10 protein-coding genes and 2 tRNA genes are annotated in these 14,215 nt (G+C 61.9%); 3 read left to right on the top strand and 9 right to left on the bottom strand.

What is annotated here, in order from left to right:
* Positions 1-230: 230 nt before the first annotated feature.
* Positions 231-2,711: a bifunctional YncE family protein/alkaline phosphatase family protein gene (locus ACFE70_RS05240; protein WP_375416668.1), complete on the bottom strand. Its 2,481-nt coding sequence runs from the start codon at positions 2,709-2,711 to the stop codon at positions 231-233.
* Positions 2,712-3,082: 371 nt separating this feature from the next.
* On the bottom strand, positions 3,083-6,292 hold the full coding sequence (locus tag ACFE70_RS05235; protein WP_375416667.1) for a carboxypeptidase regulatory-like domain-containing protein: 3,210 nt from the start codon (positions 6,290-6,292) through the stop codon (positions 3,083-3,085).
* A 263-nt stretch (positions 6,293-6,555) separates the two neighbouring features.
* Here ACFE70_RS05235 and ACFE70_RS05230 point away from each other — a divergent pair, with 263 nt between their 5' ends.
* Positions 6,556-6,702 carry a hypothetical protein gene (locus ACFE70_RS05230; protein WP_375416666.1) on the top strand — a complete coding sequence of 49 codons (147 nt, stop codon included), beginning with the start codon at positions 6,556-6,558 and terminating at the stop codon, positions 6,700-6,702.
* 255 nt (positions 6,703-6,957) lie between these two features.
* A complete protein-coding gene (locus ACFE70_RS05225) occupies positions 6,958-7,791 on the top strand; it encodes an SMP-30/gluconolactonase/LRE family protein (protein ID WP_375416665.1) in 834 nt (277 codons plus the stop codon).
* Between the two features lie 225 nt (positions 7,792-8,016).
* Here the strand turns inward: ACFE70_RS05225 and ACFE70_RS05220 are convergent.
* The 5 genes from ACFE70_RS05220 to mltG all read right to left on the bottom strand — a co-directional run bounded on the left by ACFE70_RS05220 (position 8,017) and on the right by mltG (position 11,323).
* A tRNA-Ser gene (locus tag ACFE70_RS05220) sits at positions 8,017-8,101 on the bottom strand.
* An 81-nt stretch (positions 8,102-8,182) separates the two neighbouring features.
* Positions 8,183-8,269: transfer RNA gene (locus tag ACFE70_RS05215), tRNA-Ser, on the bottom strand.
* 143 nt (positions 8,270-8,412) lie between these two features.
* Positions 8,413-9,366, bottom strand: coding sequence for a YihY/virulence factor BrkB family protein (locus ACFE70_RS05210; protein WP_375416664.1), 954 nt, complete (start codon positions 9,364-9,366; stop codon positions 8,413-8,415).
* 157 nt (positions 9,367-9,523) lie between these two features.
* Positions 9,524-10,015 (bottom strand): acyl-CoA thioesterase, encoded by a 492-nt coding sequence (locus ACFE70_RS05205; protein ID WP_375416663.1) that lies wholly within the window; start codon positions 10,013-10,015, stop codon positions 9,524-9,526.
* Between the two features lie 159 nt (positions 10,016-10,174).
* Complete coding sequence (mltG, locus tag ACFE70_RS05200; protein WP_375416662.1) at positions 10,175-11,323, bottom strand: endolytic transglycosylase MltG; 1,149 nt, start codon at positions 11,321-11,323, stop codon at positions 10,175-10,177.
* A gap of 150 nt (positions 11,324-11,473) precedes the next feature.
* On the opposite strand from mltG, the gene ACFE70_RS05195 reads away from it, so the two are divergent.
* The gene (locus ACFE70_RS05195; protein ID WP_375416661.1) at positions 11,474-12,106 is read left to right on the top strand and encodes an L-threonylcarbamoyladenylate synthase; all 633 of its coding nucleotides are present in this window, start codon (positions 11,474-11,476) and stop codon (positions 12,104-12,106) included.
* Positions 12,107-12,250: 144 nt separating this feature from the next.
* Here ACFE70_RS05195 and ACFE70_RS05190 read toward each other — a convergent pair whose 3' ends face one another.
* Together ACFE70_RS05190 and ACFE70_RS05185 are read right to left on the bottom strand one after the other, a co-directional pair.
* Complete coding sequence (locus tag ACFE70_RS05190; protein ID WP_375416660.1) at positions 12,251-13,171, bottom strand: lysophospholipid acyltransferase family protein; 921 nt, start codon at positions 13,169-13,171, stop codon at positions 12,251-12,253.
* Positions 13,168-14,040: a hypothetical protein gene (locus ACFE70_RS05185; protein ID WP_375416659.1), complete on the bottom strand. Its 873-nt coding sequence runs from the start codon at positions 14,038-14,040 to the stop codon at positions 13,168-13,170. The genes ACFE70_RS05190 and ACFE70_RS05185 overlap by 4 nt, the downstream gene beginning before the upstream one ends.
* Positions 14,041-14,215: the final 175 nt, after the last annotated feature.

Below are 14,215 nucleotides of genomic sequence, written 5' to 3'. Positions count from 1 at the left end.
CCAATGACCGTACCAGCTCGTTATGTTGTTAAAATACAGTTAGTTATAAGCAAGCGAATCACCAACCCACTTCCTAAAATCGTTCGGAAGCGGACAAGCTGTCCGAGAATGGACAGGTGCCTACCCATAAACCCGGCGCAACCTTGAAAAGCTAGTGCTACTCCAGGAAAGGTCACGCTTGACGGTGGCGGAGTTCTGCAAACATCCCAACCCTGTTCCCGCTCGCTGATTTAATCGTCATCGTCGTCGCGGCGGGGCTCCAGGCGCAAAAAGGCGCCGCGGCGCGGAGCCGGCATCACGGCGTCTTCGCCCTTCACCGACTTCCAGACGACCTCGTTCAGGTCCAGGTCGGGGGCGGCGTCTTCGCTGGCCAAGTCGAAGTGCTCGGAGCGCTCGGCGCTCCGGTTCCAGACCACATTGCGCTCATCTAGGCTAACCTGCGCGGGCCGGGCCTGGTAGGGCGCCAGCGAGGGGGTAGGGCGAAAGCAGGCGAAGAGCGGGCGGGCGGCGGCATCGTACTGGCTCATGGGCGGCAGGCCCAGAATCAGCTCCATCGTGCGCAGCACGCCCGACGTGGAGTACATGGTGTGGTTGAGGCTGCCGCCGCGGGTGTAGGGGCTGATGACCAGGGCCGGCGAGCGGTGAGCGTCGACGTGGTCGGGGCCGTTCTGGGCGTCGTCTTCGAGCACGAAAATGGCCGTTTCCTTCCAAATGGCGCTTTGCGAGAGATGCTCGACCAGCTGACCCAGGGCCAGGTCGTTGTCGGCCACGGCGGCCGTGGGCGTAATTTTGCCCCGGCGCTGCCCGCTGGTGTGGTCGTTGCTGAGGCGGATGGTGCTGAACCGCGGCACGGCCCCGCGGGCGAGCAGCGAGTCAAAGTCCTGGCGCCAGATGCGCACGCGCTCCACGTCCTTCACGTCCATGTCGAAGCCCGGCGACTTCGGGCTGATGTGACCTTCCAGAGCCTTGAGTGGCGTTTTGCCACGCTCCGCAAATTCGCCGTAGGAGCGGTAGCTCAGGCCCGCGCGCTGGCAGTAATCCCAGATGAAGCCGTCGCGGGGGTAGGCAATTTTGCGGGTGCCCTCGTAGTCGTAGGTGCCGCCGCGGCCACCGTAGCTCGTGGGCCAGGTTTTCTCCACGTAGTCGGTGGCGTAGGCGGCCGTGCTCCAGTTGTGGCCGTCGGCGCTGACTTCGGCATCGACGTAGAAATTATCCAGCAAGCCAAACTCGCGGGCCAGGGCGTGGTGGTTGGGCGTCACTTTTTCGGGGAATAGGCACAAGCTCGCCTCGCCGTTGCCTTCCTTCACGTCGCCAAAAACCTGGTCGTAGGTGCGGTTTTCCTTGATGACGTAGAACACGTACTTGATGGGCGACTGCTCCCCGGCCCGGCGCGGCACGGGGTTGCCGGCCGCGCCCAGGGCCTGCTTTTCCGCCTCGGGCGTGAAGGGGCAGTTGGCGTAGACCTGCGCCGAGTAGGCCTTGAGCTGCGCCGCCGTGGGCTGGTCGATAAACGAGAGCGTACCCTTGAACAGCCCGCCGATGTACTGCACCTCGGCCTTGCCGCTCGTGCCCAGGTGCGAGCCGCTGTCGTCGGTTTTCTTCAGCGGCTGCGGCCCGTTGGGGTTGGCCAGCGACGAGAAGCCCTTGCCGTTGGCGACCAGAATCCGGCGGCCCAGGGTCTTGACGCTGGTTGGGTACCAGCCGGTCGGGATGAAGCCGCGCGCGGCACTTCTGCCAGGCGTGGCCACGTCGAACACGGCCAGACAGTTGTTGTCGGCGTTGGCGATGTAGAGGGTTTTCTCGTCCGACGAGAGGGCCAGCGCGTTGGGCGTTGAGCCGGTCAGCTTGGTGGGGTAGAGCGTCGTGGAGATGACTTCCAGCACTTTGCGGGTTTTGGGGTCCAGCACCGAAACCGAGTTGTCGTTGGCGTTGGCCACGAAGAGGTACTTGCCATTGCGGGTCTGAAGCAGCTCGTTGGGGTGGCTTTCGGTGGCGATTTCGCCCGTGATTCGGCCGGTTTGGGTGTCGTAGAGCGCGATTTTGTCGCCGCCCCAAAGCGAGATGTAGAGCGTCTTGCGGTCGGGCGAGAGCAGGCAGGCGTAGGCTTCGTGGCTTAAATCAAGCTTGCTGAGCGTGGCTTTGGTCTTCAAGTCAAGCACGTAGAGCCGGCTGTCCTCTTTCGTGACCACGTAGAGCCGTTGGCGGGCGTCGTCCACTTCCAGGCCGGTAGGGCCAATTTTCTCCTTCGGCCAGGCCGCGCCCAGCCGCAGCGTGTCGGCCCGGCCGAGTTTCTGATTCAGGAGGGGGTAGGCCAGAATCACGTTGTCGTTGCCACCCGAGGCGTAGAGCCGCCGGCCGTCGGCGCTGAATTTCAGGCCGTACCAGGACTTGCGAATGGGCTGCTCGTCGAGCAGCCGGCCGGCCCGCGGGTCAATCAGCTGGATGGTTTGCTTGCTCTGCCCGTTGTTGGTGACGGCCAGCAGCTTGCCGGAGCGGCTGAGCTGCATGTTCAGGGGCAAATCGCCCAGCGGCAGGGCCACGCCGGTGCCGGCCGGGCTCAAGGACCAGCCGTTGGGCAGCAGGATGCGGCCGGCCGGCGCAGTCGCGGTGGCAGCAGCCGCTGGGTTGGTGGGCTGTTGCGCCGCGGCGGGGGGTAGGGAAATGGTCAGTATCCCCAGGCAGGCAGCGGCGGCTTTTACAGAGTTTTTCATCGCGCGACTAACTAAAGTTTGTTTTCTGGCGGCGGGCCGCAAATTGGGATAATCCGCGGTGGGATTGAATTTTCAGGCTTACGGGGCAAGTACGGAAACTACGTTTTTGAAGAGATGCATCTGAAAAAAAGGATAAGACCATCATGCTTCGGCTTCGCCCGGCACGATGGTCTTTTTTCATTTTGAGATGGCGAATAACATCCCTACCCCCTCCTTATATCCTGAAGCCAGCCACTTACTTAAAGCGGTTCGTGTACGTAGGGTGCGGGGCTTGCCCCCGCCCGGCGTTGAACAGCGGCGCTGCTTTGGCACGAATAGCGGGCGGGGGCAAGCCCCGCACCCTACGTGTACGTCCAGGTTCTACGAATTCCCTAAAACGCGTACCGGGCGCCGAGCTGAATCTGATAGGGCGTGCCGTTCTTCTGGATTACCCCGGCGTTGGTGTTCACGGAGTAGCGGTACTGCTTGGTGGCCTGGTCGAAGCCGGTCACGTTCAGCAGGTTCTGATTGCCTAGGTTGTAATTGCCGCCCCAGTCCTTGTTGAGCAGGTTGGCGAAGTTGAACACGTCGACCGACAGCTCCAGGGCCTGGGTTCTGAACGTCTTGATGGTTTTGAGCAGCCGCACGTCCACCACGCCCACCAGCTGCTTGTTTTCGCCGCCGTTGCGGTCGGCGATGCTGCCCAGGCTCTCGCGGATATAGTCCTTGGCGCGGCTGTTGCTCTCGTTGAGCAGGCGGTTGAGGTCGTTGCGCAGGGTTTCGGGCGTGCTCGGATTGTTAGGATCGAACACGAAGGCCAGGTCATTGCGCGTGCCGGTCTGGCCCACGAAGTCGCCGTTGATGTCGCCGGCGACCAGCAGTGAGTAGCGCGTACCGCTCAGGCCGCTGAAGCGGGCGTTCAGGCTGAAGCCTTTCCACACCGGCGACACGCCGTAGAGCACCAGCTTGTGGCGAAACTGATTGTCGGAATAGTTCATCTCCGCGAGGCTGCGCGGGTCGCTCTTGATGGGCCGGAACGTGGAGGTGTTGGCCACGTTGCCGTTGTAGGAGGTGTTGTCGCGGGCCTCGTTCCAGGTGTAGCTGACGTTGAAGGCGCCGATTTTGGGCAGCTCCACCTGCGCATCCACGATGGCGGTGGCCGTACGCAGCTTGGCGCCGTTGGTCAGAATCAGGGTGCGCCCGACGGCTTGGGAGCGGCGGCTGAGCACGTTGTTAGTTTGGCCGCGGGTCGAGATGGAGCCGGCCGGCACGAACACGCCCCGGTTGTCCTCGTTGGTCAGCCGGAAGTCCGGCTCGTCGCGCAGGTTGCCGTCCAGATACACGTAGTTGTTGTCGGTGCGCGAGGCCAGCAGGTTCACGCCCACCCGCAGCCACTCGTTCACGATGCGGTTATAGCTCAGGTTGGCCTTGTACACGGTCGGCACCTCAAAGTTGGGGTCGGTCAGGTTGATGGTCGCCACGGGCGTGGCGCCCGCCGGCAGGCCCGGCACCGTAGAGGGGTCGCGGCGGTAAGCTAGAAAGTCGGGGGTAGGGACCGGGTTAGGCGCGCTGGCGCTGTTGGGCCGGGTCAGGTCGACGGCCCCGATTTGCAGGCCGTCGTTCTGGATATTGTTGAGCTGCGCGTAGTTGATGACGTAGGCTGAGAACACGCCCCCGCCCAGCCGGAAGATGTTCCGGCTTTTGCCCCCCATGTCCCAGGTCAGCTGCAAGCGGGGCTGCACGTTGTTCCAGTCGGTAATCTGGGCGTCGGTGCGCAGGCCCAGCTCGCGCTCAACCAGCGGGTTGTAGGCGGCGGGTGTGAGGTAGCTCGTTACATCGTAGCGCACGCCGAGCTGGGCCGTCAGGTCGGGGTGCGGGTTGTAGGCGGCCTGGGCAAACACCGAGGCGTCCAGCACCGCGTGCTTCACGTCCGGAATGCCGTTCAGGGGCACCTCGCGGGCGTAGCGGGCGGGATTCAGGTTATTGAAATCGCGCAGACTATTGAAAATGAAGCGGCCGTTCTGCTCATTGGAAACGTAGTTGTACAAGGACGTGAGCATATTATCCGTGCCGAAGGTGAAGTTGAACCGGCCCGCCGTGAGGTAGCTCGTATTCACCAATTGAACCTGATGAACCCGCTGGGTTTCGGGCGTGAAGCGCTGCCCGCCAAACTGCACGTCGGTGCGGCCCGCACGCCCATCGGGCAGCACCGAACTCACCGTCACGATGGCCCGCGGAATGTTGCCGGCCGGCAGCTGCGGGTTGGGCGTGATGCCGTTGCGCGAGTACACGTACTGCACTTTCAGCTCATTGAGCAGCTTCGATGAAAAGGCCGAGCGCAGGGCCAGCGCCGTGCTGTTTTCGCGGGAGCTGAACCCCGACCAGGTTTCGTAGAGGTTGATGGCCGAGTTGTCGTTGGTGTTGGCGGGCTCGTCGGTGTCGCTGTAGTTGTTGCGCAAGGTGAGGCGGTGCTTGTCATTAAGCTGCCAGTCGAAGCGCGCTAAGATGCTGTTAGCCACGCTTTTGCGGTCAAACGAGCCGGTTTGCGGCCCAGTGCCCAGGCCGTATTTCGCGCGGCCGATGGTAATCACGCTGTCCAGCACGGCGCGGCTGATGCCCAGGGCCTGCTCGTCGGATGGGCGCTGAATGTCGGCAATGAAGAGCGGCGCGGCCTGCTGCTGCCGGTCCAGGGCCGCGAAGAAGTGCAGCTTGTCTTTAATAATCGGGCCGCCCAGGCTGAAGCCGTACTGCGTGGTGCTGAAATCCGTCGTGCGCTTGTTGCCCCGGATGTCGCGCGGGTTGGCCAGCCAGTCGGCGCGCTGATAGGCGAAGGCCGAGCCCGTGAAGGTGTTAGTGCCTGACTTCGTGACCGCGCTGACCGTGCCGCCGCCCTGCCGGCCCTGCGTCACGTCGTACACGTTATAGGCCACTTCAAACTCGCGGATGGCTTCCAGCGACAAGGTGAACGTACCGCGCCCTACCGGCCCGCTGGTGAGCATGTTGCGCGCGCTCAGGCCATCAATCAGGTAGTTGGTCGACGACGCCAGCTGGCTGCCGATGCTGGTGCCGTTGGAGGTCGGGGCTAGGTTGGCCAAGCTGGTGAAGTCGCGGTTGAGGGCGGGCAGGCGACTGATGGATTGGGCCGTGATGGCGGTGCTGCTGCCCAGGCGGTCCACCCGGCTGGTCAGCGGATTGGCCGTTACCACCACTTCCTGGAGCTGCGCGGTCGATTCGCTGAGCTGCAAGTTCACCGTCACCCGGTCGCCCTGGTTCAGGGTGTAGCCCATGCGCTGCTGGGGCGCGTAGCCCACGAAGCTGACGTTAACCTCGTAGGGCCCGCCCAGGGGCAGCTGCCGGAACGCGTAGCGCCCATCGGTGCCCGTGGCGGCGCCAGTCTGAAAGCCGGTGGAGTTATTGCGGACCACAACCGTTGCGCCGGGGATGGCCGCGCCCTGGGCATCGGCTACCAGGCCCGCGATGGAAGCGTCCGTGGATTGGGCCCGCAGCGGCTGGCTGAGCGGCGCCGCCAGCAGCACCCAGCATAAGGCCGCCAGGGCCCAGGAACGCCGCCGGAGAAAGAGAAATAGTAGAGCAGTTGGCATCAGAAAGAAGATGGTTAGGGTGAATGGGCGCCCAAAAGTATCTTGCTTTCGTATGGTTTTATCTAGTAAATTTCACAGTTCATATAACATTAACCCTAACGTAATACCGCACTCTGGCTGCTGCGGGGCAGATTATGTTTAGGTTAATTATCACCATCTTATTTGTTTTATCCTGTTCTTGAGCGGGTAGACAGCAGCCATGTTGCTGGCTGTTTCATCTTTAAAAGAATCATGCAGCGCGCAGCGAAGCATAACGGCCTTTCTTGCTCACTGTCCGACGCGACCACATGCGCCTGGGCGTGGCCGGTAAAGACCTGACGGGCGCGCGCTACATCATCTCGCGCCGCTCGCAAGGCATCCGCATGAGCACGTTGTGCCTGCTCACGGCAGGGGTAGATGTGACGTTTTAGTTAAGTTAGAATACGGATTGGGATAAAGCTGAAAGCGCCGCGTCCAGAGGCACTTTGGTGCTGGCTAGGGCCGCACCCGTTTTCAATCTGTTCGCTGGCTCTTCATAACACCCCTACCCCCATTCGCCTTCCTGGATGAGCTACCCTAACTTTTATCTCGGCCTACTCGCGGGGAGTCTGGCCTGGAGCACCGGCGCCTGCACAGCCCCCACCTCGGCCGCCACTTCCGGGTCCAGCCAAAGCGCAGCGCCTCGCATGGTCACTGCTGCCCCTGGGGCGGTCCCGCGGCTGGTCAGCCGCCAGTTCAAATTCACCGAAGGCCCGGCCGTGGATAAGGCGGGCAACGTATTCTTCACCGACCAGCCCAACGACAAAATCTGGCAGTACGCCACCGACGGCACGCTCAGCGTGTTTCTGGAAAAGGCCGGCCGCGCCAACGGCTTGTACTTCGACCGCCGGGGCAACCTGCTGGCCTGCGCCGACGAGCACAACCAGCTCTGGTCCATTGACCCCGATGGCCGGGCAACCGTGCTGGTGCGCGACGTGCAGGGCCACCGCCTCAACGGCCCCAACGACCTGTGGGTGCACCCGCGCACCGGCGGTATCTACTTCACCGACCCCTACTACCCGCGCCCCTACTGGACCCGCACCGCGCCCGACCCCGCCCTGGGCGGCCAGAAAGTTTACTACCTGGCCCCTGGCCAGGCACAGCCCGTCGTGGCCGACGACCAGCTGCAACAGCCCAACGGCATTGTCGGCACGCCCGACGGCCGGCAGCTCTATGTGGCCGACATTGGGGCCAATAAGACCTACCGCTACCAGATTGGAGCCGACGGCCGGCTGGGCGACCGCCAGCTGTTCGTCGAGCAGGGTTCCGACGGCATGACCATCGACGAGCAGGGCAACGTGTACCTGACTGGCCAGGGCGTCACGGTGTACTCGCCTGCCGGGCAGCTTATCCAGCACATCGCCGTGCCCGCCGCGTGGACCGGCAACGTCTGCTTCGCGGGCAAAAACCGCCAAACCCTGTTCATCACCGCCTCCGACGCGGTGTTTACGGTGCCCATGCGGGTGAGAGGCGGAAGGTAAGTCAGGCAGTTGGCCCTGAGCTGTTTCAACGGAATGGGAAGCGGGCATCGGCCGCCGGATAACCTGACTTGCGGCCTTTCGGCGCGCAACGCAGCCCGCCAGCGCGGGGGGGGGTAGCGTCGCTCGCCGATTAGGCTCTTGGCAGAGGAGCATTTATGGCCGCTCTACTGAACTGCCTCTACAAGCAAAAACCCCGTTTGCAGGTGCAAACGGGGTTTTTGCTTGTAGAGAGCGAGGGATTCGAACCCCCGGAGGTTTGACCCTCAACGGTTTTCAAGACCGCCGCAATCGACCACTCTGCCAGCTCTCTGGGAGAGTTATGAGTTAAAAATTATGAGTTAAATGAACGGCAACTCGTAACTCATAATTTTTAACTCATAATTCAAAAAGGTAGAGAAGGGGGGATTCGAACCCCCGATACCGTTGCCGGTATAACGGTTTTCGAAACCGTCGCATTCGACCACTCTGCCACCTCTCTAACAGATTCCCCGGAGTGATTCGGGGACGCAAAAGTAACCAGCAATGAACAATGGGCAATGAGCGATGAGCAATTTTCGGTAGAAAACTATTCCCTACCCCCCTGCTCTGACTAAGGCCAACTTCTCCCTTACTCATTGTTCATTACTCATTAGCAGTTGATTTCAGCCGGCCCGTTACCGCATCCACGCTCACGTTCACCTCGAAGCCAATGATGAGGGTCATGCACACGAACTCCAGCCACACCATAAAGCCCACGAGCGCCCCGATGGAGCCGTAGAAGTGGTTGTAGGAGTCGAAGATGCGCACGTAGAGCGTAAAGAGAAACGAGACCAGGAAGATGAGCAGCGTGGCCACCACGGCCCCAATGGATACGAACGGCCACTTGTCGTGCACGGGCGGCACGAAGTAGAAAATCACGCAGGTAATGGACAGAAAAAGCCCGCCCAGCGAGCCGTAGCGCAAGACCAGAATCATTAGCTCGGTGAGCTTCTCGGGCACGATTTCGTAGAACACGAGCGCATCAATGATGTAGGTGCCGAAGAAGATGCCCGCAATGGCCAGCACCAGAATGAAGGCCAGCAAAAAAGTCAACGCCGTGGCGATGACTCGCTTGCGCAGGTAGCTGCGGTGCTTAAACCAGGGGTATTTCTTCTCGAACGCGTCGAGCAAAGCCATGATGCCATTGCTGGACAGGAACAGCGCCGCCCCGAAACCGAACGAGAGCAGCCCGCCGTGCGGGATGTTCACGATGTCCTCGATGGTACTCGCCGTCGCGGCGTATAGCTCCTTGGGCATGATGTCGCCCAGAAATTGCAGAATGTCCACGTTGAGTTGCGGAACCGGGATGTAGGGGATGAGTGTGAAGAGGAAGATAATGGTCGGAAACAAAGCCAGCGTGAGGTTGAAGGCCATGTAGGAGGCGCGCTTTTCGAGCGAGTCGAGCCGCAGCTCAAACAGGGCCCGGTCGAGCACGTCATACAAAGAGGCCCGCCCCTGCCGCAGTCGAAACCGCTTGAGCCACACGATGGCCCGGCGGTAGGGCCGCTGCCGGCGCACATCGGGCAGCCGCGCCCGGCGAATCACAGGAGCCTTCATGGAGTGGAGGGGGGGTAGGGAAAAGGCGGTCAATGCTGAGCTTGCCGAAGCATCTCTACCGCTGACTAACTTAATCGTTGCTTTGACTGGATTAGTCAGCGGTAGAGATGCTTTGGCAAGCTCAGCATGACGTTCTTTTTTAACTTATAATTCCTGTTTAGACCTTCCCAAACGTCGGGGGAGCGGGCGCGTCCCTGGGCAGCTCCGGCCCCGCGCCGAGCGGACCGAGCGTGTCATCCTCCGTAAAGTACGGCGCGAGCTTGGCCTGAATGCCGGCCGGCAGCGGCACGGGCCGGCCGGTGCTCGTGCTCACGAACACCATCAGCGTGTGGCCCTCAGTGAGCAGCTCACCGGCCTCGTTGTAAATCTCATACTCGAACAGCACCCGCGAGCCTTCAGGCGGCTGCCGCAGCAAGAGGCGCACCGTGAGCAGGTCATCGTAGCGGGCGGGGCGGCGGAAGCGGGTGCGCAGCTCCCCGACCGGCATCCCTACCCCCTCCGCTTCCAGCGCCTTGTAGCTCAGGCCCAGCTGCCGGAACGCCTCGGCGCGCGCGACCTCAAAATACGCCGCGTAGTTGCCGTGATAGACGTAGCCCATCTGGTCGGTTTCGGCGTAGCGCACGCGAATTTGGGTGTCGGATTGGAACAAGGGAAAGTAGCTAAAAGGCGGTCATGCTGAGCGCAGCGAAGCACCTCGCATGGTGGACTAATTCAATCGTGTGGGTAAGCAGATTACTTCCCCTGGCGAGATGCTTCGCTCTGCTCAGCATGACCGCCTTTTATAACGCAGTTTTTACACCTCAACCCTTCACCGGATTCCCGCCCGGCTCAAGGCCGCCTGATAGCGCCGCGCGTTCAGCAGATGGTCGCGCTCGTTGGCGGCGAAGGCGTGGTAGCCGCTGAAATCTTCTTTGGCGCAGAAATACAGGTAGCCGTTCGGCTCGGGTTTGAGCACGGCGTCGATGCTGGCGATGCTGGGCAGGTTGATGGGGCCGGGCGGCAGGCCGCCATACTTATAGGTGTTGTAGGGCGAGTCTTTTTGCAGGTGCACGTTGAGCACACGCTTGATGCCGAAGTCGCCGTTGGCGTACACGACCGTGGGGTCGGCTTGCAGCTTCATACCGCGCTTGAGGCGATTGAGGTAGACGCCCGCGATGCGGGGGCGCTCGTCGGCGTGCTGCTGCTGCTCGGCCTCCACGATGCTGGCCAGGGTGCTGACCTGGGCGCGGCTGAGCTTGAGCCGGGCGCGCTCGGCGTCGCGGGCGGGCGTCCAGAACCGCTCGTACTCCTTCTTCATGCGCTGCATAAGGTTGTCGGCCGAGGTGTTCCAGTACAGCTCGTAGGTGTTGGGGATGAACATGCTCAGCACGGTCGTGGTGTCGAAGCCCAGCTTTTTGGTGTAGGCGGGGCTGCTGAGCAGCGAATCGATTTGGGCGGGCCGCGCGTCAATCTGCCGCGAGAGCTTGGCGGCCAACTCCTGGCGCAGGCGCACGTTGGTAAACGTCAGCTTCAGCGGCGACTGCCGGCCCGACTTGAGCAGATTTATTAGCTCGCGGTTCGTAGCCTGGTCTTTTAGCTCGTAGCGGCCGGGCTTCACGGCCCCTGGCTTGTCGTACTTCATCAGCCGGGCCACGAAGCGCAGCGAGAGCCGGTCCACGACCGCGCCCGTGGCTTCGACGGAGTCAAGGGCCGTTTTCCAGGTCGCGCCGCGGCGGATGAGCACGTAGGCCGGCTTGCCCTTGGTCTCGATGTTGGCCGTGAAAAAAACTTGGTAGAAGTAGTAGGAAAAGCAAATCAGCGTGAGGCTGAAAATCACGCTCAGCGTGGCGTAGCGGTTGCGGCGCCGGATGGCGCGGGCCTTGTAGTCGGGGGGCGACGTTTTGGCAGGTTCGGGCAGCATGAAGCGGGAGCCGGCGGCTTGGGCCAGCGTGAGGGGGGTAGGGAATTGAAAAGTCAAAAGTAAAGTACGGTCTCCGGCGAGCCGTCAGCCGGCGCAGGAAGGGCGCCGGCTGGGTTGTTAACTCGAAAAAAGACCGTTAAAATCCATTTGCCGTAGTACCTTGTCCGCCCCTACCCCCCTTCTTTCACCCCAAGCCCTACCCTGTTCATGGCCGCTACCCTCCTCCGCATCCATCCCGAAAACCCGCCCGCCAACCGCATCCAGCAAGCCGTGGATGTGTTGCGCCGCGGCGGCATCATCATCTACCCGACGGATACGGTGTACGGCATCGGCTGCGATATTCACAACCAGAAGGCGGTCGAGAAGCTCTGCCGCATCAAGGGCCTGCAGCCCGACAAGGCCAACCTGAGCTTTATCTGCCACGACCTCTCTCACATCAGCGACTACGCCCACGGCATCACCACGCCCGCCTATAAAGTCCTGAAAAAAGCTTTGCCTGGCCCGTTCACCTTCATTTTCGAGGCCAGCGCCAAGGCCCCGCGCATTGGCGGCCGGCAGCGCAAAACGGTCGGCATCCGGGTGCCCGACAATCAGATTATCCTCCAACTCGTGCGCGAGCTGGGCAACCCCATCATCAGTACGTCGGTGCGTGAGGATGAAAACACGCTCGAAGAATACGTCACCGACCCCGACCTCATCCACGAGAAATACCGCACGATGGTCGACCTCGTCATCGACGGCGGTTTCGGCGGCAACGTGCCCAGCACCATCATCGACTGCACAAATGATGACTTCGAGCTGGTCCGCCAGGGCGCGGGGGATATTGAGCAGTATTTATAAATTAAGATTATTGCCCCAAATCGTCTGTCATGCTGAGCCCCGCGAAGCATCTTAATTTCCGCTGAACGACGCAGTACTCAATCGTTCTAGGCTCGTCCTAGCGTGATAGGATGCTTTGCAAGCTCAGCATGACAGCTGATTTATTCACCGCTTATACTTCCAGCGCCGGTGCGTCCACAAATACTGCTCCGGCGCGGCCTGAATATCACGCTCCAGTTGCCGGGCGAAGGCTTCGGCAATGGGAAACTCACCAGTTTCGGCGGCTCCTTTGGCAGCCTTCCCGTCGGGCATTTTGGTAAACGTAATTTCATAAAAACCTTTTCCTACCCGCCGAATGCCCACATACACCACGGCGCAGTCAAATTGCGCGGCCAACCGGTCGGCGCCAGTATAAAAGCCGGTTTCCTGGTGCAAAAACGTGGTCCAGTAGGGCTGGTCACGGGGGCCGGCGGCCTGATCTGACAACAGGCTGAGCGTGTGGCCCTGGCCGCGGCGCTCGACCAGGTAGCGCAGCGTGGCGCGCATGGGCACGGCCGCGGCGCCGAGCCGGGTGCGCAGCCGGCGCATGAATTGCTCGAAAAACGGGTTGGTCAGCGGCTTGTAAACCCCCGCTGCCCGGCCCGGAAACTGCCCCGCCGCCGCGCTCAGAATCCACTCCCAGTTGCCCATGTGCGAGCCCAGCGAAAGCACCAGCTGGTTTTGGGCAAACGGGTTGCCTAGCAGCTCAGGGTTGGTGAAACGCACCCGCCGCGCCAGCTCAGCGGCCGGCATCCGGGCCAGCATCAGGATTTCGACTATTACCTGGGAAAAATGCCGGTAGAACGCCCGCCCCAGGCGCTGCCGCTCAGCCTCCGTCTTCTCGGGAAAGCTGTGGCGCAGGTTTTCCTGCACCACGCGCCAGCGGTAGCGCACGACGTAAGCCAGCAGCAGATAAAACCCCTCCGCCAGCCCGTAAAGCAGTGGACGCGGCAAACTTGCGACCCCCAGCAGCAGCCCCGAGAGCAGCCGGTGAAGAGCCGGCTCGGTGGCGTTCGGGCCGGACGGGGGGGGTAGGGATTCATTCATCGCGGCACGGCGGCGCCAGCGGGGGCATAGGTAGCGGCGTCGCGCCGGCCGCGCGCGGTCTGGGTCGTAAGCAGTTTCTTGTTGGCGCCGTACACTTCAATCGTCAGCGCGAACTCGCCATCGGGCAGCGGGCCGAACGGTAGCTGCCCGGCCACGGAGGTCGGGCGGCCGGCCTGCGGCGTCAGCGGCGCGTCAGCGTCGGCGGCGAATCCCTCGGGGTTTTCCAGGTGATAGTGCAAACGCACAGCCTGGCCGGCGGGCGCCTGGTTTAGCTCGGTGTAGAAATAAAGATTACTGGCGCCGCGGGCGTAGAGGCCGCTTGGCGCCCGCGTCAGCAGGTAGCCGCCGCGAATAAACGTTTCGCTGCCCGTAGTTTTCACGGCGGGCTTGGCCAGCAGCACGATATCACTCAGGAAAGCAGCCGGCGACGGCGCTTTTACTTCCAGCGGCTGCTCGACGGTCGTCTCGCCGTTGGCGGCGCGGTACTGGTCGCGCACCCGGCCGCGCAGGGTGTAGCGGCCAGCGGGCAGACTCACGCGCTTCAGAAAGCTGACCGGATTTTTAATAGCAATGAGCGTATCATTGAGCGTGGGTGGGCGCAGCGTCACGGTTTCCTGAAATGCAAGCTGGCCGTTGGCTTTGAGGATTTGCAGCGTGACCGTAGCAGCGGACTGGAACTGCTTGGGCGCCCGCTGCCGGTAGGTCAGCGGCTGGGTCGGCACCGAGACGTAGATTTCGACTTCGGCACCGCCTTCTACTTTATCAAGGCCGCGAAACTGGGCTACGTCGAAGTGAATTTGGGGCGGGCCGGCGTGGGCAGTCAGGCGCAATAAGGTGCTTAAACTGAAGAGCAAAAGGCTTTTTAGCATGACGAGCAAAGTTAGATGTTGGATTCCCTACCCCCCCTTGGCGGCACGGAGCCGGGTTACCGCAGAGGGCGCTGAGGTAGGCGCTGAGGTTCGCCGAGTTGTTCAACGAGCCTGGCAAGTTTTAACCCAAAGCCGGCCCGCCGCCCAAGTGAAATTCGTGTCATTCGTAAAAATT

Source organism: uncultured Hymenobacter sp. (genome assembly GCF_964243305.1).
In the GTDB taxonomy this organism is placed as follows: Bacteria; Bacteroidota; Bacteroidia; order Cytophagales; family Hymenobacteraceae; genus Hymenobacter.
This window is presented reverse-complemented; position numbering and strand designations above follow the sequence as displayed.

Bases quoted from the DNA above. Each gene is read 5' to 3' on its own strand.
- ACFE70_RS05240 (WP_375416668.1), bottom strand. From the start codon at position 2,711: ATGAAAAACTCTGTAAAAGCCGCCGCTGCCTGCCTGGGGATACTGACC.
- ACFE70_RS05235 (WP_375416667.1), bottom strand. From the start codon at position 6,292: ATGCCAACTGCTCTACTATTTCTCTTTCTCCGGCGGCGTTCCTGGGCC.
- ACFE70_RS05225 (WP_375416665.1), top strand. From the start codon at position 6,958: ATGGTCACTGCTGCCCCTGGGGCGGTCCCGCGGCTGGTCAGCCGCCAG.
- ACFE70_RS05210 (WP_375416664.1), bottom strand. From the start codon at position 9,366: ATGAAGGCTCCTGTGATTCGCCGGGCGCGGCTGCCCGATGTGCGCCGG.
- ACFE70_RS05195 (WP_375416661.1), top strand. From the start codon at position 11,474: ATGGCCGCTACCCTCCTCCGCATCCATCCCGAAAACCCGCCCGCCAAC.
- ACFE70_RS05190 (WP_375416660.1), bottom strand. From the start codon at position 13,171: ATGAATGAATCCCTACCCCCCCCGTCCGGCCCGAACGCCACCGAGCCG.
- ACFE70_RS05185 (WP_375416659.1), bottom strand. From the start codon at position 14,040: ATGCTAAAAAGCCTTTTGCTCTTCAGTTTAAGCACCTTATTGCGCCTG.